Below are 21,835 nucleotides of genomic sequence, written 5' to 3'. Positions count from 1 at the left end.
ATTCTTTGCTTTGTGGCTTAACCCTGCTGGATTGTGCCTGCACGGGATATATGGCAATATGTGGAGCGCCAGGTGGAGGAACAAGAAATTTATACTTCTTATCATGACGCGGTGTTCCGGGCGTTGTGTACAGGTACGCGATGGAGAGACCTCCCACAGGATTATGGGAAATGGGGGACGGTACATCAGCGCTTTATCCGCTGGCGTCGAAGGGGTGTATGGGAGAACCTCCTTGAAAAACTGATCAACGAGCCGGATTACGAATGGCTCATGATCGAGCAAGCCATATCAAGGTCCATCCTCACGCTGCCGGGGCACCCCATATTTGCGATGTAGACCTTCCAAAGTTTGCTCTCAAGCGCCTACCCAGTTAATTTTTTCGGCCAATTTTATGAGCTCGTGATTCATATTTATCGTATTTTCCAGTCTGCTTTGAAACAATCTATCCTGCGGTTCTTCTGTAGTCTTCGGCTTCATTATTCCGATTTTCTCCTGAATTTATGGACCCTTTCAGCAGAGATAATCGAGCGCATAAGGCGGTTTACAACTCCAAAACTGCGGGGTAACAGTGGAGGCTGCCTTTATTCGCCGTCCGTTTCCGGCCGGGCGCGCAGCTTTCTTTTGAGCCTCTCTATCCTGTGCAGTAAATTTCTTCTCTCCTCTTCCCAGCGCGCGTCCCTGAATATCCTGTGGCTGTCGAGCCAGCGCAGCGCCTCCGTCGCGTGCGCGAGAGCCGCTGCGCAGTCGCGGAATTTGTGCTCCTCTATCTTGGCCAGCGCTTCGAGCGATGCTACCGGGCGGCGCTCGCCCGCGAGGGATTCTTCATAATATTCGTGAGCAGCGCGGAAGTTTCCCGCCGCTTTTTCGGCTTCGGCCAGGCGCCGCAGCGCGCAGCCGCCCTCCTTTTTGAAGCTCAGCGCGGCGCGCCAAAAAGCGCGCGCGTTTTCATAAAAGCCCTTCGCCTGCCAAAGGTCGCCCGCGAGCACCATATCTTCGGCGCAGGCGCATTTTCCCTGCGCGAGCTCCGCGATGTGCAGCTGCAGCGCGGCGAGCGAGACTATGTCGAGCGTGTTGTGATAGAAGACGCCGCGCAGCGGGCGCGCGTCCCGGCTGCGGAGGAACTGCGCGTACATCCACGGTATCTCGCGCCCCGGCACGTCCTCGCCGCTGCGCGCGAGCCCCAGGATATTTTTTTCTATCGACGAAAGCGAACAGGATTCGAGCCTGTTTTTATAAAAGTGCCGCGCGAGCGCCAGCAGGTCCATATGCGGCGCGCCGTCCCACGACGGCACGGCGCGCGCGAGCGTGTAGCGCGTGCGCAGCAGCGGAAGGTCGAAGGCTCGCCCGTTGTAGGTGACGAGCCCGCAGCTCTCCGGCAGCTCCGCTTCGAGCGCGGAAAGCCAATTTTTTTCCCACGCCGGCCCGGCGAGGAAGAGCTGAACGACGTGCAGCGAATCTTCGCGGCAGACGCCGACGCCTACGAGGAAGGCGTAGGTCCCCGTACCTCCGGAGAGCCCCGTCGTCTCCGTGTCGAGAAAGACCGGCGTGCCGTCGCCGCCCCAGCAGCGCAGTATCTTCCCGCTCGCGCAGGGCGACGTCAGCTGCCTTCTTCCGTAATATCTGCCGTATTCGAAGACGCGCTCCATCCTGTAGACGCCGCGCGCGACCCATTCGCCCTCCGGCAGTCCGCCGACGCCGAGCTCCTTCGGCAGATCGTCCTCCCGCTTTACTCCGTCCCCTCCCTTAGGCAGCAGGCCTTCCAGCCGGCTGAATTTTTCAGCGCCGTTCCTCAGCGGGCGAGCCATTTTTTCTCACCAGATCTATGACGACGATCTCCGGCGGCGCGAAGAAGCGCAGCGGAGGCCCGACGTAGCCGACGCCGTTGCTGACGTAAAGCATGCTGCCGTTTTTCAGCTTTTTCACGCCGCGCGAATGCCCGCGCAGGAAGAGCCGCGACGACGGGTACGGCAGCAGCTGCCCGCCGTGGGTGTGCCCCGAGAGCTGCAGGTCGAACATGCCCTGCGTCCCTATCTCGACGACGGGCCTGTGGCGCAGCAGCAGGATGAATTTATCGGGGTTTCGGCTCTTCGTGTTCACTATCAGAGTTTCGGAGCGCGAGAGATTCCATTTTTCCTTGAGCAGGTGATCCCTGTCGCTGACGCCCTCGACGACGATCCCTCCGGCATATTCCGCCTCGGCGTCGAGCAGCCTCATGCCCGCGCGCCGCATGAACGCCCTCGCCTCCTCCTCGTCGTCGTAGAAGTCGTGGTTCCCCATGACGGCGAAAAAACCGTATTTCAATTTCAGCCTGCGGAACATCGCTATCTCCCGGCGACGTCCCTCGAGCGGGCCGTCCGCGACGTCGCCGGTGGCGACGACCATGTCGGGCTCCTCCTCGCGGACGCGGCGCAGCACGCGCGCGAGCAGCTTCACTCCGCTGTAGGGGCCGAGATGCAGGTCTGTGAGCTGTACGATGCGCAGGCGCGGGAGCTCCGGCGGCAGCTTTTCCGTTTCGATCGTTATGCGCGTCGTTTCGATGATCTGGGCCTCCCTCATGCCGGCGGCTATGGCGGCTAACGCTAAGAGGAAGGCCGCCGCGACCTCTGCCCCCGCGGGAAGCCTGACGGAGAAAATTTTCCCCGCCGCTTCAAACGATATCAGCGCGGAAAAGGAGAAGATCGCGAAAAGCAGCCAGACGCTGCCGGCCCTGTCCATCCAGCGGCGCAGCAGCGTGCCGCGAATCGTTTCGGTGCGCCGCGCGACGTACGAGAGCCCCGTCATCGAAAAGCACAGGAGAAGCCATATCGCGCCGGCGTCGCGCTGCGGGCGCGCCTCGTTCAGCTTGCCGAATATATAGACGTAGATGAGCGTCACCGCCGTTACGCAGGCGGCCCAGAAGGCCGGATGTTCCGAAAAGCGCCGCTCGAATACCCTGTCTTCCATCTCAGATCTGAGCCGAATAGAGGCGCCCGAAGGATTCAAGCAGCTTCTGATAGAAGGGGCGCTTTTCCCACTCATCGGCGCGAAGCTCGCGGCAATCCTCCATGTCCTTCTCGAACTGAAGCTCGAATTTCCGCGCCGTTTCCGCGTCGTAGATGAAGAGCTGCGTCTCAAAATTTATCTCGAGGCTCCGTACGTCCATGTTGCAGGTGCCGACGGAGGAAGTGCGCCCGTCCGCGACGACGGATTTCGTGTGGATGAAGCCCTTCTGATAGGTGAAGACGCGCGCGCCGGCGCGCAGCAGGGGGGCTATGTTGCTCCTACTTCCCCAGAACACGAGGAAGTGGTCCCTCTTCGAAGGAATCATCACGCGCACGTCCACGCCGGAGAGCGCGGCCGTCGTAAGCGCATTCATTAAAGCCGGCCCCGGCACGAGGTAGGGCGACGTCACCCAGACCCTGCTCTGCGCGCGCGAGATCATCCCGTAGTAGCCGTTAGCTATCGCACGCCATACGCTGTCCACGCCGCTTTCGACGACCTGCATCGGCAAGGTCGGCAGAGCGGAATAATCGTCTGTCGCCGGCAGGCCACCCCTCGTCTCGCCGGAGTCCTCACATACCCTTCCACGATCGTTCTTCGCCCTCGTGCACCAGTCGTCGATGAATATCTTATGCAGCGCCGGCACCGCTTCGCCCTCTACGCGCACAAAGGTGTCGCGCCAGAAGCCGAGAGGCCCTCTGCCCTCGTACTCCACGCCGACGTTCAGCCCGCCGGTGAAGGCGGCCTTCCTGTCGATCACGATGATTTTTCTGTGGTTGCGGAAGTTCATCTGGCGGTGAAAAAGCGGCAGGCAGACCGGCATGAAAGAGCGGCACTCGACGCCGGCCGCTTCGAGCTCTTTGACGAATTTCGCCTTGAGCCCCCAGCTTCCGACCGCGTCGTAAAGCAGGCGCACCTTAACGCCGCGCCGCGCGGCGGCGGCAAGGGCGTCTCCGAAGCGGCGGCCGAGCTCGTCGTCGCGGAATATGAAAAATTCCGCATGTATGAACTTTTCCGCGCCGGCGATCGCCGCTTCCATCGCGGGGAAGGTCTCTTCGCCGTTTATCAGGATGTCGATTTTGTTTTTCAGAAGCAGGTCGGCGCCGCAGCAGGCGTGCAGCAGGCGTCCGATGAGGATTTGATTTTCGATTCCTTTTCTGAAAGGCGAACGGTCGAACTCGTAATTTTTCTTAGCCGCGCGGAATAGCCGCCTGTTGCGCAGCCCCTGGAAGTCCGGTCCGAGCAAGAGATAGAGAAAGACGCCGAAGACGGGGACGAAGATCAGCACTAAAAGCCACAGCATCGTCCTGTCCGGATTCTGTCCTTCAAGGAATATGATGAAGGCGATGGCCACGGCGTATAAAATGACCATGTGCCACATATAGTTCCTGACGAAGGCCGTAACGCTCTCCACCGCCTGGACGAAGCTCTGCGTAACGCCGAAGCCTTCCTCGGTCAGTGTGAAAAATTCGGAAAAGGCGCCGTTGAGCGTCGGCAGCAGGCCGAGCAGAAAAGCCGCGGCCGCCGCCCACAGGAGCCATCTGCCTATTTTGTTCATGCGCCGAGCACCATCCCGCTATACGGCGCCGGGCGAGGGCTCGCCGGAATAGGAGTCACTGAAGAGCGTCAGCTCTCCGCTCTTCAGCAGTCTCGCCGCGACGGCCGCTATCGCCGGGTCGAACTGGGAGCCGGCGTTGCTTTCTATCTCGGATATAATGTGTGGAAGGTCTTGAGCGTCCCTGTAGGCGTGCTTCGTAGCCATCGCGTCGAGCGCGTCCGCCACGCATATGATGCGCGCCACGTAAGGAATCTCCTCTCCCTTTAGCCCGCGCCCGTAGCCTTTGCCGTCGTAGCGTTCGTGATGAAAGGCCGCGCCGCTTTTGATTTCGTCTATTAGAGTGACGTCGCGCAAAATAATCCCGCCCCTTTCGGCATGCGACTTCATCACATTATACTCTTCGGGCGTAAGTTTGCCCGGCTTGTTCAAAATGCTGTCCGGGATTCCCATCTTGCCTACGTCGTGAAGCAGCGCCGCATAATAAAGCTTGTCGAGGGCTTCCTCCGAGAGGCCGAGCGCCCTGCCGAGCGCGGCCGCATACTCCGCGACGCGCGAAGAGTGTCCGCGCGCATATCTGTCTTTCGCGTCTACCGCGCCCGCTATGGCGGTGAAGGCCTGGGCCGTGGCGCCGTGCAGTTCGTCGTAGCGCCTCCTGAGCGCGCGCCAGCGCCCGCGGGAGAAGCGCTGCATGAGCAGGAAGAAGAGGAAGAGCCCCAGGAGAAGGAGGTAGAGGATGGCGAGCGGCTCCTCGGATAGGGTCTTCTGTTTGCTGATCGCCACCTTGACGGGCTTGTCGCATTCGAGGCCGTCGGCGTTCTTCGCGGTGAAGACGAAGGTGTATTTGCCGCCGGGGAGGTTCGTGTAGCTGACGTTGCGCAGCTCTTGCCTTCCCGCCGTGCTGGAATTTTCGTCGAAGCCCTTGAGCATGTACTCTCCGACGTCGTAATCCGGGTTCGCGTAGCTGAGCACGGCCAGGTCTATCGTCAGCCTCTTCGCGGAGCTCGGGAGCCTGAGCGTTTTCGGATTTTCATAGGCCTTGCCGTCTACCGTTATCTTGTTGACCGCGACCTTCGGAGGCGCGTTGCTTATCCTGACCGCGTCGGGATTTATCGAATAAAGCCCTTCGGTGCAGCAGAGGTAAAATCTTCCGCGAGAGTCGAAGTTGTTCCACGAATTCGGCGTTACAGAGCCGGAGAGCCCGTCGCGCCGGACGAAGGATTTCCACTTCGTCGCGCCGCCGCTGAGCAGCTCGGCGCGGTCTGTGATGTGGATGCCGCTGTCGGAAATAAGCATTATCTTGCCGTGGGTGCAGTACTTTATATCGTACACGCCGCTCGATATCGGCACGGGCGTGTTGATGCTGTGCACCCAGCCCTCTTTCGTGAGGAAGTAGATTCTGTTGCCGGTGCTGACCCACACGCCCCCGTTTTCGTCGTCGTAGAGCATTCGCAGTATGACGTTCGAATCGAGGCCGTTCCCCTTCGTTATGTTCCTCTTTATAACGTCGTTCTCGATGACGAAGATGCCTCCGCCGTCCGTGCCGAGGTAGATATTGTTCCTCGCGTCCTCGCATATCGACAGCACCATCCGATTTGCGAGCCCCTCTTTCGCCCCGTAGCTGCGCACGACATTCCCTCCGCGAATGATAGCGGCGCCGCCGTTCGTGCCGGCCGCGATGTCTCCGTTCTTCAGCTCCACGGTGAGTCGCACGTTCTCGCTCGGCATGCCGGCGTACTTGCCGAGGCGGACGGTGCCGCCGCTTTTCTTAAGGCATACGAGCCCGAGCTCCGAATTCGTGCTTATCCAGATATTGCCGTTGGAATCGCGCATGATGTTTCTGACGCGCTTTCCGCGGAGGGCGGCCGTCAAAAGGTTTTCTTCAAGCTTATAATTCGGGTCGGCTATGAAGAGGCCGTCGTCGGTGCCGATGTAGAGTTTTTCATCGACGGGAAGCACCGCGTTGACCACGCTGCGCGGCATGAGCAGCGCGAAACCTACGTCCATAAAAATTTTCTTCGAAAGATAGAGCAACCCGTGCCGCGACGACCCCAGCCAGAACTGTCCTTCGTAATCCTGGAAAATATTTTCCACCGAGTCGCTCAACAGAGCGCCGCTGACGCGGTTGAATCTCATATTTTTATCGAAGAACGCGATGCCGCTGTCGGAACAGACCCACAGCCGGCCTTCGGCGTCTTCGTAGAGGCTGTTGACGTTTTCGAACTTCGGGGTCGCGATGAATTTTGCATCGGTGAGATCGTCCTCATCCCTTATCGATAGGATGTTGCCGCTGGAGAGTCCTGCCAGCATCCTTCCCGGGGAGCGGTAGAAAAGGCAGCGCGCCTTATAGCCGCCCAGCTCGTTCGGCGTGATGACCTTTTTCAGCCTGCCGCCTCGAAGTATCAGTATGTCGCCGCCGCGCGTCGCCGCCCATACGCAGCCCCCGGCGCCGCAGGCTATGTCGAGAATCGATTCGGAGTCGTGCCCGCCGAGGGCGACGCGTTCGAGGCCGCCGTTTACGACCACGGCTATGCCGCCGGAGGTCCCGACGTAGATATCGCCCTTTTGGTCCTGTGCGATCGCGCGCACCGAGTTGAAAGCGCCGTGAGCGGAGTCCGTCATTCTACGGAATCTGCTCCCTTCCATGACGAAGAGCCCATTGTCGTTCGTACCGATCCACAGCCTGCCCGATCTGTCTATGAAGAGCCTCCTCGCGCTCTGTGCAGTATAGCCGTTCGTGCCGTCGCTGAAGCGTGTGAAACTCGTGCCGTCGTATCGCAGCAGTCCGCTGTACGAAGCTATCCAGATATAGCCGTCCTCCGTCTGGCATATGTCGACCGCGTTGTTCGCGCCCATACCGCTCTCTAAATTCAGCAGAGTCTGCCTGTATCTGGAAAGGAACAAATGATTTGGGAACGCCGCCGATGGAATAAGCAGCAGCGGGAGCAATATAAGAAAGCAACACAGGCAAAACTTCCGCATCGCATACCTCTTCTTTAAACAGGATGATTACATCCATATTATATAATATCGGAATTTATATTTAGCGTATTTGCGGCATTTTATACGCGGCGGTTTGACGAAAAATAAATTAAGTCGCGAAGGCCGGGCGCTCTTCGCTACGAAGCTTTATCGCGGCGCGGAAACGCTTTGAATATCCCGCGCGTTTCAGAGTTGGCGCCTTTTACGGCCGCCGCGTTGAAAGCGCTTTAAGGCCTACCCCAGCGATACTTCGCTTCGAGCCCGAGAAGAAATTCCTTTACTTCGAGCCCGCCGCCGAAGCCGACGAGACTTCCGTCCGCTCCTACGACTCTGTGGCAGGGAATTATGATCGCGATAGGATTCCTGTTGTTCGCCATCCCCACGGCGCGAAAAGCCTTCGGCGACCCCACAGCGAGCGCTATGTCGCGGTAAGCCGCCGTCTCGCCGTAAGGGATCCTGAGCAGCGCGCTCCAGCAGCGCAGCTGAAACGGCGTCCCTCGCGGCGCGAGCGGCAGATCGAAGGCCCTGCGCTCTCCGCGGAAATATTCTTCAAGCTCTCTGCGCGCTTCGGCGAGCAGCTCCGTCTCCTTAATAGCGAACTCTCCGCGCGCCCGCGCGGAGCTTTTTTCAAAGTGCAGGTCGGTCAGGCTGCCATCCTCTTCCCCGAGCGTCAGCCTGCCGACGCCGTCAAAATAGTATTCGGCATAATGCTTCACGCCTATCACCTCTTTCGATTTTCATCGCTCCTATACTACAGCAAAATATATGTTTTTGCGAAGAGCGCATCGAAGTAAAAATCAAGCCGCAAAAAACGGGGCGCGGGCGTCTTCCGCCGGAGTTTTCCGCGCGCCTAAGGTCCGCGCGGACGGGGCTTTTTTATGGCGCGGGCGTAAGGCGAGATTTCGCGATCTCGCGGGGCGTCGTCGCGCCATGCTCGCATAGCCCCGCGAAAATTTTTGTCACGAATCGTCGCGAAATATTGCAATTCAAAAAATTGTACGATATAATCCTTTTACATATCTGTAAAGAGATCCGGCTCTTTTCCCGGGTCTTTTTTGATGTGCCGAAAGAAAAGAATACGAGCCCCGGAGGGGCATAAGTACCGTAGAACCAAATACTAAGGAGGATTTTTAGTATGGCAAAAGAGAAATACGTACGCAGCAAGCCGCATCTGAACATAGGTACGATAGGTCACATAGACCACGGCAAGACGACGCTGACGGCGGCCATCACGAAGACGCTGGCGCGTCATGGAGGGGCGGACTTCACGCCGTTCGAAATGATAGACAAGGCGCCGGAAGAGAGAGAGCGCGGCATAACGATCAACATCTCCCACGTCGAATACGAGACGGAGAAGCGCCACTACGCACACATCGACTGCCCCGGTCACGCGGACTACATCAAAAACATGATAACGGGAGCGGCTCAGATGGACGGAGCGATCCTGCTGGTAGCGGCGACGGACGGTCCGATGGCGCAGACGCGCGAGCACGTACTTTTGGCGCGTCAGGTCAACGTTCCGGCGCTGGTAGTATTCATGAACAAATGCGACATGGTAGACGACCCGGAACTTCTCGACCTTGTTGAGATGGAGATAAGGGACCTATTGAACAAATACGAATTCCCTGGAGACGACATCCCGATAATCCGCGGCAGCGCGCTGAAAGCGTTGGAATCGGAAGAAGACAACGAGTGGACGGAAAAGATAATGGAACTGATGAAGGCGTGCGACGACTACATACCGGCGCCGGAGCGCGAAGTCAACTTCCCCTTCCTGATGCCGATAGAAGACGTCTTCACGATCACTGGTCGCGGCACAGTGGTGACGGGCAGAGTAGAAAAAGGAATAATCAAGCCCGGAGACGAAGTAGAGATAGTAGGAATAAAAGACACGCGCAAGACAGTTGCGACGAGCCTTGAGATGTTCCGTAAAATCCTCGACGACGCGGAAGCGGGAGACAACGTAGGCATCCTTTTGCGCGGCATAGGCAAAGAAGACGTCGAGCGCGGCCAGGTACTTGCGAAGCCGGGAAGCATCCATCCGCACACGCACTTCAAAGGAGAAGTATACGTGCTCAAGAAAGAAGAGGGCGGACGCCATACGCCGTTCTTCAGCGGCTACAAGCCGCAGTTCTACTTCCGCACGACAGACATCACGGGAGAGATCAAACTTGCGGAAGGCGTAGAGATGGTAATGCCTGGAGACAACAGCACATTCGAAGTGACGCTGATAGCGCCGATAGCGATGCAGGAAGGCCTTCGCTTCGCGGTCCGAGAAGGCGGCCGCACGGTGGGAGCCGGCGTCGTCACTCAGATCATCGAATAACCGGCTGATATGCGGGCGGCAGGACCGCCGCCCTTGACTTGATTTGTTTGGAGTGAGTAACAATGGCTGATATCGTCGGTCTTCAGTGCACCGAGTGCAAGCGCCGCAATTATGTGACGCTCGTCAACAAAAAAAAGGCGACAAAAAAGCTGGAAAAGAAAAAATACTGCAAATTCTGTGATAAGCGAACCTTGCACAAAGAATGCAAATAGTGTAAAATACCCCTTGCTTGCAGGTCTGTAGCTCGAACTGGTTAGAGCACCGCACTCCAAATGCGGGGGTTGAGGGTTCGAATCCTTCCAGGCCTGCCATTTTTTTCTTCAAAAACGGCCTGGAGGCAGCAGAGTTATTTTATACAAAAGTCGATGAATGAGGAGGTCGGGGTTATGGATAAAGTCCTCGACTACATCCGAGAGTCAAGAGCCGAACTCAGGAAAGTCACGTGGCCCACAAAGCAGCAGCTGTGGTACTCGACCGTAATAGTCATAGTGGTCACGGCGATTTCGGCGGCTTATCTCGGACTGGTAGATTTGATACTGACCGGAGTCTTTTCGAGGATTATCGGGTAGCGCGCGGATGACTGGCAGCAGGCTGTATCTCGACGGTAACCTGGAGGTGGAGAGGGCTTATCGTCCTCTTTTAGCATGAGCGATTTATTTGGAAACACACAAGAACGCCGCTGGTATATAGTACAGACGTATTCGGGGTACGAAAAAAAGGTCAAGGCGAACCTCGACCAACGTATCGCGACTATGCGTATGGAGGATAAAATCTTCCGCGTTCTCGTGCCCGAAGAAGACACCGAGAAAAAGAAAGACGGAAAAACCAAGCATGTCAAGAAAAAGCTCTTTCCATGCTATGTCCTTGTCGAGATGATACTTGAAGAAGATTCCTGGTATGCAGTCCGCCACACGCCGGGAGTGACCGGCTTCGTCGGCTCCGGAAACCATCCGATCCCCCTTTCTCCGAAGGAAGTCGAAGACATCATGCGGAAGCTCTGCAAAGAAGCGAAGCCGAAGGTGGAAGTGGATTTCAACGTCGGAGAGATAGTGCAGATGAAATCCGGCCCCTTCGAAGGGCAGAGCGGCCCCGTCGTAGCGATAGACGCCGATAAGGCAAGGATAAAGGTCAGGGTCACTTTCTTCGGCAGAGAAACGGACGTGGAGGCGGACTACAGCGACCTGGAAAGGGTTTAGCGCGCCATATCGCCTCGCGTCCCGCGTACCATGAAAAGTAAGCAGCGCCCTTTGCCTTGCGGCGGGGGGCTTGACCTAAGGAGGAAACATTAGAAATGGCTAAGAAGGTAGTTGGGGAGCTTAAACTTCAGCTCCCCGCAGGAAAGGCCACGCCGGCGCCGCCAGTAGGACCGGCGCTCGGCCAGCGCGGAATCAACATTATGGAGTTCGTCAAGGCGTTCAACGCCAAGACGGCAGATCAGGTCGGCATGATAATCCCGGTCATCATCACCGTTTACGCCGACCGCAGCTTCACCTTCGTACTGAAGACGCCGCCGGCGAGCGTACTTATCAAAAAGGCTTCGGGCAAAGATAAGGGCTCGGCGGTCCCGAACAAGGAGAAGGTCGGCAAGCTGACGAAAAAACAGGTGCAGGACATCGCAGCTCTCAAGATGCCCGACCTCAACGCCAACGACATCGAAACGGCAATGAAGATGATCGAAGGCACGGCGCGCTCGATGGGAATCGAAATAGTCCGCTGATTTCGATTAGTCCCCGCCGACCGGCGGGAGTGGGAGGAGCCCGCAGGGCATCCGCCATTACCACAAGGAGGAAAAATAAATGTCAAAAAAAAGCAAGCGTTATAAGGCGTTACTCGAAAAAGTAGATCTCACGAAGCAATATACGCTCTCAGAGGCTATCGCCCTCGCGAAGGAATGCGCGACGGCTAAATTCGACGAAAGCCTCGAGCTCCATGTTCGTCTGGGCGTTGATCCCCGTCATGCAGACCAGCAGGTTCGCAGCACAATAGTCCTTCCCTTCGGCACCGGCCACACGAAGAAGGTAGCGGTCCTTGCACTCGGCGAGAAGCAGAAGGAAGCTCAGGATGCTGGCGCGGACATCGTCGGCGGCGAAGATTTGGTAGCTGAGATCCAGAACGGCAGACTTGATTTTGATGCGGTAATCGCCACACCGGATATCATGAAGGCGGCAGGACGTCTCGGCAAAGTCCTCGGGCCGCGCGGCCTCATGCCGAGCGCCAAGACGAATACCGTCACATTCGATGTTGCCGGCGCCGTCAAAGAAATCAAAGCCGGCCGCGTAGAGTTTCGCGTCGACAAAACCGCTATCACGCACAACGCGGTCGGAAAAGCCTCATTCCCCGTCGAGAACCTCCTCGGCAACGTCAAGGCCCTTCTCCGCGCGATACTCAAAGCTCGCCCGGCAGCGGTAAAGGGCACATACGTCAAGAGCATAACGATCGCGGCGACGATGGGCGTCGGCATAATGGTCGACCCTGTCTCGGCGCAGAAAGACGCCGCGGCCGAATAGAATTTCGCCGCGCACGCTTTAAAATTTACGGGGCCGCCGCGCCAAGCCGATATCGGCGCCTCTAAAAAGCTCCAGATAAAGCAAGGCCCGGGCTCGCAAAAGCCCGGGCCTTCGTGTAAAATTATGCAGATAGGATTTTTAATCACGTTTCTTTTAAGGCGCTCCTCTTGCAGGCCTCGATTACGTGTTTCGCGAGCACCGCGGTAGTAACGCGCCCTATGCCGCCCGGCACCGGCGCTATCGCGCTTACTATGCCTTCGGCCTTTTCCCTGTCGACGTCGCCGCAGAGCTTTCCCTCTTCGTCGACGTTGATGCCGACGTCGATTATCGTCTGCCTCGGAGAAAAGAAGCCCTCCGTTATCAGCTTCGCGTGCCCGGTCGCGACGACGAGTATCTCCGCCTCGCGGCAGAGCGCGGCGAGCTCCTTCGTCTTAGTGTGGCATATCGTCACCGTCGCGTTCTCGCGCAGGAGCATCATCGCGGCCGGCTTGCCGACGACGAAGCTTCGTCCCACGACTACAGCGCGCCTACCGGCTATTTCAATATTATAATGCTTCAGCATGTCGATGCACGCTTCGGCGGTGCAGGGCGAGAAGCCGACGCGCTTGTCGGAATAGACGCCGGCCATCGAATACTCCGTTATGCCGTCGACGTCCTTCTCCGGCGCAAGAGCGCGGCAGAGCGCCCGGTCGTCGATGTGCGGCGGCAGGGGGCGCAGTATCAGCGCGCCGTGGATATTTTTATCGACGCTTATAGCGCGTACCGCGGACAATATCTCCTCTTCGCGGACGTCGGCGGCGAAAAGATATTTTTTTACCTCGACGCCGGCGGCGGCGCAGCATTTTTCGGCGCTTCTTTCGTAAGTGACGTCGTCGGCGTTCTCTCCCACGCGCACTATTGCGAGGACCGGCACAAGGCCGCGGGAGCGCAGCCCTTCGCTCTCGCTCTTGAGATGCGTATTCAGCGAATCTATCACGGGTTTTCCCTTTAAAATCCTCGTCATGACCTCACATCTTTTCGTCAGGATAAAAGTCGACGCTTCGCTATTGTATCACACTGGCGGCCGCGCAGGACAGATTGTATAATTGCATGAGGATACATCCGCAGCGGAGGAAATTTTATGGCACACAATCACATGCACGGCTCTCCGTATTCGCGCCTCGTCGAGAGACTCAACCGTTTCCCGCAGGGAGCGCCGGAGTCGAAGCTGCTCTACGATATACTGAAAAATCTGATGACGGAAAAGGAGGCGGGGCTGATGGCCCAGCTTCCGATAAAGCCCTTCGGCGTCCGCAGCGCCGCGGAGATATGGGGGACAGGCGAGGCCGAGGCGCAGAAAAATCTCGACGAGCTCGCGTCGCGCGCGCTGCTCGTCGACATAGAGCAGGAGGGCGGGCAGCTCTACGCCGTGCCGCCGCCTATGGCCGGCTTCTTCGAATTCTCGCTGATGCGCGTCCGCCGCGACATAGACCAGAAGACGCTCTCCGAGCTCTTCTACCAGTACATAACGGTCGAGGAGGACTTCATGCGCGACCTCGTGTGCGGCGGCGATATACAGATGGGGAGGATATTCCCGCAGGAGCCGCAGATTCCCGACGAATACGCGCTGCACGTCCTCGACTACGAGCGCGCGACGAACGTCATAGAGACGGCTTCGCACATCGGCGTGAGCATGTGTTACTGCCGCCACAAAGCGCAGCACATGGGCGCAGCCTGCGACGCCCCGATGGACATCTGCATGACTTTCAACAGCACGGCGGCGACCCTGATAAAGTACGGGCATGCGCGCAGCGTGGAGGCCTCCGAATGCCGCGAACTGCTCGCCCAGGCCTACGAGCACGACCTCGTGCAGTTCGGCGAAAACGTGCGCCGCCGCGTTAACTTCATCTGCAACTGCTGCTCCTGCTGCTGCGAGGCGCTGCTCGCGATAAAGCGCTTCGGCGTTGCGCAGACGATCTGCTCTAACTTCATCTCCGAGATAGATAGCGCAACCTGCATCGGCTGCGGCAAGTGCCAAAAGATATGTCCGGTAAGCGCGATAGAGATGACGGAAGAGAACGGCAAAAAGAAAGCGCGCGTCGTGCCCGAGCGCTGCATCGGCTGCGGCGTCTGCGTGAGGCGCTGCCCGAAGAAGGCCCTGCGTCTGCTGCCGCGCCCGAAGCGGATGATCACGCCGCTCGACACGACTCACAGGGTCGTCGCGATGGCGACTGAGCGCGGCAAGTTGCAGGAGCTTATCTTCGACAACAGGGTCCTCTACAGCCACAGGCTGCTCGGAGGCGTCTTGGGCGCGATACTGAAGCTGCCGGGCGTGCAGCGCTCCTTCGCGCAGGCTCAGCTCAAGTCGCGCTATCTTGAGAGGCTGATCTCAAAGGCGGCCGGAGATTAAAATTCAAAACGGGATACTTCGGTGAAGCCCGGCGGATTTCAAATAAGCGGCCCGCCGAGGCGCCGCGTTATTTTTAGCCGGCTTTCTTATCGATCCCCTTGAGAGAAAAGAAGAAAGTCAGGTTCGATGGCAAGGTGGGATGCGAAACAAAAAACAGCTTCTTTACATCGCCGCCGCCGTCGAAAAGAAAGCGCTCCGCGTCTATGCGGACTTGTCGTTTACACTCTCCTCTATTTATGATCGAGGCAATTACTGTCCCACTCCAGAGAAAAACTCAACTGCTCCAGTTTCCCGTATGCGCCTAAAAGCCGCCTCCCTCCAAATCCTCCCTTCACGCGCAGATAAATCCGCCGCGCATGGGCACGAGCCGCCGAGCCGCTCCACGGTCGTGCAGAACAAAAAGCGCAGCGTCTTTGGGCGGCAGTTACTCATCTCTACAGGCCGCAGCCGCTTGGTCGAGGTGCGCGACGACAGCGGCAGCGCCGACACGTTCCGCCAGAACGCATGGCCGCTCTTACAGGATACAGGAGATGGTCGGAGTCCTTACAGCCCTTCTTCTTTCTGACTCCTATGGAGCTATTGATGACCCGGGGGAATCAGTATCGGGATGAAGGCCGACGAAGGGGACGGCGTCCCGCATCTTTTTCGTCTCGACCCTGATTTTGGGTAGTCGGTATGAGATGATCTGCTCTCAACTCTCAGGTGATGACTTGTGTTCTGCTGACTAAAGCTTAGCGCTGTTTTTACAAATGGTACCTGCTCGGCGCTCTTTTTTTACCTGGGGTTTTAGATGCGCTTTTTGCAGTTTAAAGTTTAAAGCTTTATGAAAAACGATTGACAATTAAGTTAGGCAATGCTAACATATCCCTACAGTGTGCGGGAGAGTAAAAAATTTATAGGGTTCGGTGTGCCGGCATGCATTTATGTATTATGTATGCGCGATGTGTTGCATTATTTTTGCGCGATGCGGCGTCACGCGCCAGTGGGAAGCAATGATGATTTCAGCAGCACGTGTATATATGCTTGGACTTCCGCCCGACCGCGGCAGAGAGGAGGAAGCGAAACGAATCGACGCGGCCCGGGAGGATTTTAAGGCGAGAGGACGCTTGGAGAAGCGGCGGGAAGCGCCGAGGCAACTTCGGTCACTTGGCGGGTCAGCGCCGAATGCGAAGCGGGTCCTTTCGCGGGATAGATAAACAAAAAGCAGAAGGAGTTGGATATCTATGAAGAAATTTCTTGCAGTTATAGCGGCGCTTGCGCTCGCTGCGGCCGCAGCTCCCGCGATGGCGGCGTCGAATCCGTTCATGGACGTGCCGCAGGGGCACTGGGCCTATGACGCGGTGGGGCTTCTTGCGTCGCGCGGCATAGTATCGGGCTATCCAGACGGCTCGTTCAAGGGCGCACAGCCCGCCACCCGCTACGAAATGGCGTCGATAGTGGCGCGCGCGCTCGTCGCGGTGGACGCCGACAAGGCGAGCAAGCAGGACCTCGAGCTTCTCAAGAAGCTCGTCATGGAGTTCAAGGACGAGCTTGACGCTCTCGGCGTCAAAGTCGATCAGCTCGACAAGAGGGTCGCGGTGCTGGAAGACGGCGTCGGCGGATGGAAGATCCGCGGCACCTTCCTCTTCGAGGCGAAATTCTCGGGCGACACCGACAGCGGCAACTATCTCTTCACCGAGAACGGCAGGAAGAACGACTTTGAGAAGGAGCAGTTCCGCCTCTATCTGACCAAGCAGATCAACGAAGACACCTACTTCTACGCCGAATACCGTACCGGTGCTGACGGCTCGGGCGCTCCCGCCGGCCGCGGCGGTCGCGGCGACCTTCAAAACATGAGCTGGGCGCAGCTGTTCGTCGATACGAAGCTGCCCTACGACATCGGACTCCGCGTCGGCCGCTTCACCGTCGACTTTGAAGACGAGAATGGGCTCTACACTGACAACGACGCCATATTCGGCGACTTCCGCATCGACGGTTTCCAGCTCAGCAAACAGTGGAACGCCTTTAGGGCCACTGCGATCGTCGGTCGCAACGACAACTATGGCCTATACGACGCCACCGCTGATGCGTGGGGCCTCGACTTAGACAGCGCCTTCATGGCCTATATCCTCGACCTGAACTGGACCCCGAACGAGAAGTTCTTCCTCGGCGGCACCGGCTACTGGTTTGACGACGACTCGACCGGGATCGACACCCTCGACCTTGCCACGGCCACATACGCCGCTTACATGGGCTACAAGTTCACCCCCGCCGTCGAGCTTAAAGGAATCTACTACTGGCAGAATTACGGCGACGACGTCGTAACGCCGCAGGGGCTTCCCGCCTTCGCGGTCGAAGACAGCCCGAACGCCTGGAAGGCCATCCTGAGCATCGACCAGGACCTCCTCAAGTTCACCAGCCTGTGGATCGAATATTCGCAGCAGGACAACACCTTCTTCGGATACACCGACCGCTACGCCATCGGAGGCGGCGCCTACGACTTCGTAGGCTTGAACATGGGCGTGGCGGATCCTTTCGGCACGTCGAAGTACTGGTTCGTCAAGGCCGAGCAGCAGTGGAACGACAAGTGGAGCTCCTTCGCGCGCTTCGCTACGGTCGACTACGATACCGTCAACCTTGACGACGCGACCGAGTGGGGCGTCGGCATCGGCTATCAGTACACGCCGGCCATCTACTTCGAACTCGCCTATGACCAGGTCGACCACGGCGACAGCATCACCGGCAACCAGGGCGGCGAAGTCGGGAAAGACCACGTCGTCCGCTTCAGCACCTCCGTCAACTTCTAAACTTCTAACTGAACGCTCGATAACACAAAAGCAGGGGCCCGGAGGGCTCCTGCTTTTTGTAAAAAGATTCTCTTCATTACCAGAGCGTTATCCTCTTTTCCGGTGCGAGGTACATGCCGTCGCCTGGCTCCACTCCGAAAGCGTCGTAGAATTCTTGGAGCTGCTGTACGTTCGCGTTGGTGCGCAGGAAGGGCAGAGGATGTACGTCCTCCTTTATCCTGTACTCCTCGGATTCTTTTGTCGCGCGGCTGCGCCATACCTTCGCGTAGGCTTCGAAGAATTTCGCGAAGTCGAAGCCTGCGCTTTCGCGCGCTATCGCAGCCATGCAGCTGAGGCCGCCCAAGTCGGCTATCGCTTCGCTGAGCACGAGCTCGCCGTCGGTCTTTACGCCGGGCGCCGCGTCGAGCGTGCTGAAGTAGTCGCTTATCGCCTTAGCGCGCGCGTCGAATTCTTTTTTGTCTTTTTTCGTCCACCAGTTCGACAGGTTACCGTTTTCATCGTACTGCGAGCCGTTCGTGTCGAAGGCGTGGGTTATTTCGTGCCCTATCACCATGCCGATGCCGCCGAGCAGCCCCTCGGCTCCTCCGCCGCGCGGATAGAAGACGCCGCCCAGTATGCCGGCCGGAATGTTGATTGAGTTGTCCGCCGGCGAGTAGTAGGCGTTGACCGTCTGCGGCACGGCTATCCATTTGCTCTTGTCGACCTTGGAGTTCACGAGCTTGGCGTCGCGCTTTCTTTCAAATTTACCTATCGCAGCGGCCGCTTCGACGAGGTTGCCGCCGGCGGCGTTATCTTTGAAATCGAGCTCCGAGAAGTCCTCCCACTTTTCGGGGTACGCCGCGCGCACGGTCAACGCGTCGAGCTTGGCTATGGCTTTTTCGCGCGTCTTTTTCGTCAGCCACTCTTCTTTCGAGAGCATTTCCCTGTAATAGTCGGTGACTTTAGAGATGAGCTCCTCGACCCGCGCCTTGACCGTTGGGTCGGCGTATTTTTCGGCGTAGACCCTTCCAAGCGGTTCGTCAAGATACGCCGATACCATTTCATAGGCGTACTGGTCGTTGGGTATCTCGCCGCTGCTGCCCATCACGGAGTTGACGCGCTCGACGGCCCAGCCGCGCGCCTCGCGGTCGAGCAGATTGGCCGTGGAGAGCAGCGTCTTGACGACGAGCAGGCTTTTGATGTCTTCAAGATTTTCCGGCGCGTAGACCTCGTTGATATTTTTCAGCCATTCCGGTTCGCGCAGCACGAATTCGCGGCTTTCGCCGTAGCCCTCGGAGTCGACGATCGCGGCCAGCGGAAATCTCTTAGAGGCCGCGGCGAGCTCTTTCTTCGTGCGCACGTTGTAGCACGACCTACGCGCCGCCGGCATGCGCAGCGCCTTCAGCCCCATGGACTTGGCTGCGAGCTTCCTCTCGATGCGGAAGAGCCCGTCGTTCATCGCACGGGCGCGCTCCCTGCCGTATCCGGCCTTTTGCAGCAGCTTCATTATATAGGCGTCGTTCGCGGCCTTGCGGCGCTTTGCGGAGGCGCTGAGCTCGGCGGCCCTGTATTCGTCAGCGTCGGCGAGCAGCAGGCCGGAGGGCCATATCGCGACCGTCTCGTTCGTCGCGTCGCGGCTGTCGGCCGTCGTGCCGACGCCCATGAGCAGCGAGCCGAAATGCGGATCTTTCGCGTCCGTCAGGTAGGCCGTTAGATCCTCGATGCTTTTGATCGCCTCGATGCGTCTGATATAAGGCATCACCGGCTCTACGCCCAGGCGGTCTCTATCGTTCCAGTCCAGCAGCATGCGGTGGAATTTTTGCGTCAGCTCCGCCTCGTGCCCTTTAAGGGAGCCGTCCGTCAGCAGCCCCTTTATCTGCTCCTCGACCTCGTCGTCCCTTTCGGAAAAGGAGTTGACTCGCGATTCGCCGCTCTTGAACTTAGCTGTCGAAAGCCATTCATAATTCACCGCGCGGTGAAAGTCGTCGCGCGGCGAGGGCTTGTCGGAAGCCTCGCCCGCCGCCGTTATGTCGGAATTTACCCACGACGCTTCGGCAAAGCCGCCCTCCGCAAGGCAGAAGAGCGCCGCAACGAGCAGCGCCGCGCCTTTTAACGCGCCAGTCAAAGATAACGTCATTTGCATACCTCCATCTACGATGCCTCCGGCGTCCACTCCGCGGCACGGAAGCGCGTCGGAACGCGGATATTGTAGCATAACGGAGCAGGTCCTGAGAGAGCCGCTCTCTTTTAGCCGCCGCGTAGGCGGCGCAAAGTTAAATTAAGTCATATGAGTCGCGTCCAGCCGGGCGGCTCCCGTTATATTTTTAAAAAATCTGCTCCACAGTCTCTACGGGAAGAGCTTTACGAGAAGGACCGCCAGTACGAAGCCGGGCAGCATATTCATGACGCGTATCTTCATCAGCCCGAGGAGATTTAAGCCGATGGCCATCAACATAAGCCCGCCCGCCGCGCTCATCTCGGTCACCGCCGCTTCTGACATGAAAGGCTGGAGCCATCCCGCCGCAATCGTCAGCGCCCCCTGATAGATGAATACCGGAATGCTCGACAGTATCACGCCGAAGCCGAGCGACGCGGCCATCGCAACAGACATCATGCCGTCGATGAGTCCCTTCGTGATCAGCAGCGACGGGTAACCGCCCAGCCCCTCTTCGAAGGAGCCGAGCACGGCCATCGACCCCGTGCAGTAGACGAGGCTTGCCGTTATGAATCCCGATAAGAAGCCGCCGCCCGAGGCGAATTTTTTCTCAAGCCTCCGGCTCGCCGATTCAAAGGCCGCTTCCAGCCCCAGCAGCTCGCCGATCAGCGAACCTCCGGCGATGCTTGCTACCGCTACGATAGGATTCTGTGTCTTTATCGCCATGCCTACGCCGAGCGTTATTACGAAAAGGGCCATACCCTGCGTTGGCAGTTCGGCGGCTTTGGCAGGCAGATTTTTGCGGAGCAGCAGCCCAGCGGTGGAGCCCGCTGCGATCAGCAGCGCATTCGCAAGAGTGCCGAAGAGTGGTATAAAGCTCATAAATTCCAAAAAAAACCCCCGCCTTCATCCTGCATATTATACAGTAAACGGCAGCGCTCGATTAGCGGCCGAGTCATGGCGGCGCTTTTTAAATTGTATTTTAAGAATTTTTAATGTGAAAAAATTGAGATTTACGGCGAAAGGTCATCGAAAGGCAGTCTTCACTAATCCGTGTGTCCTGAAAAAAAGGCCTTGACGTAAAGGCGGAAGGGTAATATACTTCCACCTGTTGCGCCTCGGCCGGGACGCCTTTTAGCGAAACCCGGCGGCGCGACAGGCACCATGACAAAGGGATAAGGAAAGCAAAGTAGAAGCGTCCTTAGAGCAGAAAGCCGAGAGGCGGTAGCGCTAAGGTAGCGGGCCTGAGAGAAAAGGAGCCCTGTGCCCGGTCAAGCCGGGAGAGGGAGACCAGTCGAGCAGCGCGTCAGCATCAAACGGAGAGTTTGATCCTGGCTCAGGACGAACGCTGGCGGCGCGCCTAACACATGCAAGTCGAACGGGGATCATGTAGAAGCTTGCTTAGACATGATTTTAGTGGCGGACGGGTGAGTAACGCGTGAGGACTTGTCAGTTACAGGGGGACAACGGATGGAAACGTCAGCTAATACCCCATAAGCCGAGAGGTAAAAGGAGCGATCCGGTAACAGAGAGACTCGCGTTCCATCAGCTAGTTGGAGGGGTAAAGGCCCTCCAAGGCGAAGACGGATAGCCGGACTGAGAGGTTGACCGGCCACATTGGAACTGAGAGACGGTCCAGACTCCTACGGGAGGCAGCAGTGGGGAATATTGGGCAATGGGGGAAACCCTGACCCAGCGACGCCGCGTGGGTGAAGAAATCCTTCGGGATGTAAAGCCCTGTTTTGCGGGAAGAAGCGAGTGACGGTACCGCAAGAGAAAGCCACGGCAAACTACGTGCCAGCAGCCGCGGTAATACGTAGGTGGCAAGCGTTGTCCGGAATTACTGGGCGTGAAGCGCACGCAGGCTGATAATCAAGTCGGCTGTAAAAGGCAGAGGCTCAACCTTTGCATCACAGTTGAAACTGATAATCTAGAGTATGTGAGAGGGAAGCGGAATTCCCGGTGTAGCGGTGAAATGCGTAGATATCGGGAGGAACACCGGTGGCGAAGGCGGCTTCCTGGCACAAGACTGACGCTCATGTGCGAAAGCCAGGGCAGCGAACGGGATTAGATACCCCGGTAGTCCTGGCCGTAAACGATGGACACTGGGTGTGGGGTAAGCAGTACTCCGTGCCGCAGCTACGCGATAAGTGTCCCGCCTGGGGACTACGGTCGCA

The 21,835-nt window shown here is 58.0% G+C and carries 17 protein-coding genes, 1 tRNA gene, 1 rRNA gene and 1 pseudogene; 12 read left to right on the top strand and 8 right to left on the bottom strand.

Annotated elements, in window-relative coordinates; genetic code table 11:
* Positions 1 to 105 precede the first annotated feature (105 nt).
* Positions 106 to 317, top strand: a pseudogene (locus tag EH55_RS01590) (transposase); the annotation flags it as partial.
* A gap of 264 nt (positions 318 to 581) precedes the next feature.
* Here the strand turns inward: EH55_RS01590 and EH55_RS13235 are convergent.
* From EH55_RS13235 to EH55_RS01565, 5 genes are all read right to left on the bottom strand, one after another.
* Positions 582 to 1,805, bottom strand: coding sequence for a ribonuclease H-like domain-containing protein (locus tag EH55_RS13235; protein ID WP_051682536.1), 1,224 nt, complete (start codon positions 1,803 to 1,805; stop codon positions 582 to 584).
* Positions 1,777 to 2,943 (bottom strand): metallophosphoesterase, encoded by a 1,167-nt coding sequence (locus EH55_RS01580; protein ID WP_051682535.1) that lies wholly within the window; start codon positions 2,941 to 2,943, stop codon positions 1,777 to 1,779. Before EH55_RS01580 ends, EH55_RS13235 begins: the two co-directional genes overlap by 29 nt.
* A gap of 1 nt (position 2,944) precedes the next feature.
* Positions 2,945 to 4,537: a cardiolipin synthase gene (cls, locus tag EH55_RS01575; RefSeq protein ID WP_051682534.1), complete on the bottom strand. Its 1,593-nt coding sequence runs from the start codon at positions 4,535 to 4,537 to the stop codon at positions 2,945 to 2,947.
* Between the two features lie 18 nt (positions 4,538 to 4,555).
* Positions 4,556 to 7,438 (bottom strand): two-component regulator propeller domain-containing protein, encoded by a 2,883-nt coding sequence (locus tag EH55_RS01570; protein WP_160170715.1) that lies wholly within the window; start codon positions 7,436 to 7,438, stop codon positions 4,556 to 4,558.
* Between the two features lie 305 nt (positions 7,439 to 7,743).
* Positions 7,744 to 8,232, bottom strand: coding sequence for a methylated-DNA--[protein]-cysteine S-methyltransferase (locus EH55_RS01565; RefSeq protein ID WP_037974297.1), 489 nt, complete (start codon positions 8,230 to 8,232; stop codon positions 7,744 to 7,746).
* Between the two features lie 419 nt (positions 8,233 to 8,651).
* Here EH55_RS01565 and tuf point away from each other — a divergent pair, with 419 nt between their 5' ends.
* From tuf to rplA, 7 genes are all read left to right on the top strand, one after another.
* Positions 8,652 to 9,842, top strand: coding sequence for an elongation factor Tu (gene tuf / locus EH55_RS01560; protein ID WP_037974296.1), 1,191 nt, complete (start codon positions 8,652 to 8,654; stop codon positions 9,840 to 9,842).
* A gap of 62 nt (positions 9,843 to 9,904) precedes the next feature.
* Complete coding sequence (gene rpmG, locus EH55_RS01555; RefSeq protein WP_037974295.1) at positions 9,905 to 10,054, top strand: 50S ribosomal protein L33; 150 nt, start codon at positions 9,905 to 9,907, stop codon at positions 10,052 to 10,054.
* Between the two features lie 21 nt (positions 10,055 to 10,075).
* A tRNA-Trp gene (locus EH55_RS01550) sits at positions 10,076 to 10,153 on the top strand.
* 75 nt (positions 10,154 to 10,228) lie between these two features.
* A complete protein-coding gene (secE, locus tag EH55_RS01545) occupies positions 10,229 to 10,411 on the top strand; it encodes a preprotein translocase subunit SecE (protein ID WP_037974294.1) in 183 nt (60 codons plus the stop codon).
* 75 nt (positions 10,412 to 10,486) lie between these two features.
* The gene (nusG, locus tag EH55_RS01540) at positions 10,487 to 11,038 is read left to right on the top strand and encodes a transcription termination/antitermination protein NusG (RefSeq protein WP_037974293.1); all 552 of its coding nucleotides are present in this window, start codon (positions 10,487 to 10,489) and stop codon (positions 11,036 to 11,038) included.
* Between the two features lie 95 nt (positions 11,039 to 11,133).
* Positions 11,134 to 11,559, top strand: a complete 426-nt coding sequence (rplK, locus tag EH55_RS01535; RefSeq protein WP_037974292.1) for a 50S ribosomal protein L11 — start codon at positions 11,134 to 11,136, stop codon at positions 11,557 to 11,559.
* A gap of 79 nt (positions 11,560 to 11,638) precedes the next feature.
* Positions 11,639 to 12,349, top strand: a complete 711-nt coding sequence (rplA, locus tag EH55_RS01530) for a 50S ribosomal protein L1 (protein WP_037974291.1) — start codon at positions 11,639 to 11,641, stop codon at positions 12,347 to 12,349.
* Between the two features lie 142 nt (positions 12,350 to 12,491).
* Here the strand turns inward: rplA and EH55_RS01525 are convergent, their stop codons facing one another.
* Positions 12,492 to 13,352 (bottom strand): bifunctional 5,10-methylenetetrahydrofolate dehydrogenase/5,10-methenyltetrahydrofolate cyclohydrolase, encoded by an 861-nt coding sequence (locus EH55_RS01525; RefSeq protein ID WP_037974290.1) that lies wholly within the window; start codon positions 13,350 to 13,352, stop codon positions 12,492 to 12,494.
* A gap of 117 nt (positions 13,353 to 13,469) precedes the next feature.
* On the opposite strand from EH55_RS01525, the gene EH55_RS01520 reads away from it, so the two are divergent.
* From EH55_RS01520 to EH55_RS01510, 3 genes are all read left to right on the top strand, one after another.
* Complete coding sequence (locus EH55_RS01520) at positions 13,470 to 14,738, top strand: 4Fe-4S dicluster domain-containing protein (protein ID WP_037974289.1); 1,269 nt, start codon at positions 13,470 to 13,472, stop codon at positions 14,736 to 14,738.
* A gap of 139 nt (positions 14,739 to 14,877) precedes the next feature.
* Entirely contained in the window at positions 14,878 to 15,303 is a 426-nt protein-coding gene (locus EH55_RS01515) for a hypothetical protein (RefSeq protein WP_037974288.1), read from the top strand.
* Positions 15,304 to 15,961: 658 nt separating this feature from the next.
* Positions 15,962 to 17,524: an S-layer homology domain-containing protein gene (locus EH55_RS01510; protein ID WP_037974287.1), complete on the top strand. Its 1,563-nt coding sequence runs from the start codon at positions 15,962 to 15,964 to the stop codon at positions 17,522 to 17,524.
* A 76-nt stretch (positions 17,525 to 17,600) separates the two neighbouring features.
* Here the strand turns inward: EH55_RS01510 and EH55_RS01505 are convergent, their stop codons facing one another.
* Together EH55_RS01505 and EH55_RS01500 are read right to left on the bottom strand one after the other, a co-directional pair.
* Positions 17,601 to 19,640 carry a M13-type metalloendopeptidase gene (locus tag EH55_RS01505; RefSeq protein WP_037974286.1) on the bottom strand — a complete coding sequence of 680 codons (2,040 nt, stop codon included), beginning with the start codon at positions 19,638 to 19,640 and terminating at the stop codon, positions 17,601 to 17,603.
* A gap of 210 nt (positions 19,641 to 19,850) precedes the next feature.
* Positions 19,851 to 20,540, bottom strand: coding sequence for a DUF554 domain-containing protein (locus EH55_RS01500; RefSeq protein ID WP_037974368.1), 690 nt, complete (start codon positions 20,538 to 20,540; stop codon positions 19,851 to 19,853).
* A gap of 431 nt (positions 20,541 to 20,971) precedes the next feature.
* Here EH55_RS01500 and EH55_RS01495 point away from each other — a divergent pair.
* Positions 20,972 to 21,835, top strand: a 16S ribosomal RNA gene (locus EH55_RS01495); the annotation flags it as partial.

It is taken from the genome of Synergistes jonesii (genome assembly GCF_000712295.1).
GTDB classification, from domain to species: domain Bacteria; phylum Synergistota; class Synergistia; order Synergistales; family Synergistaceae; genus Synergistes; species Synergistes jonesii.
The sequence above is the reverse complement of the archived record's forward strand: the minus strand, read 5'-3'. Positions and strand labels throughout refer to the sequence as shown.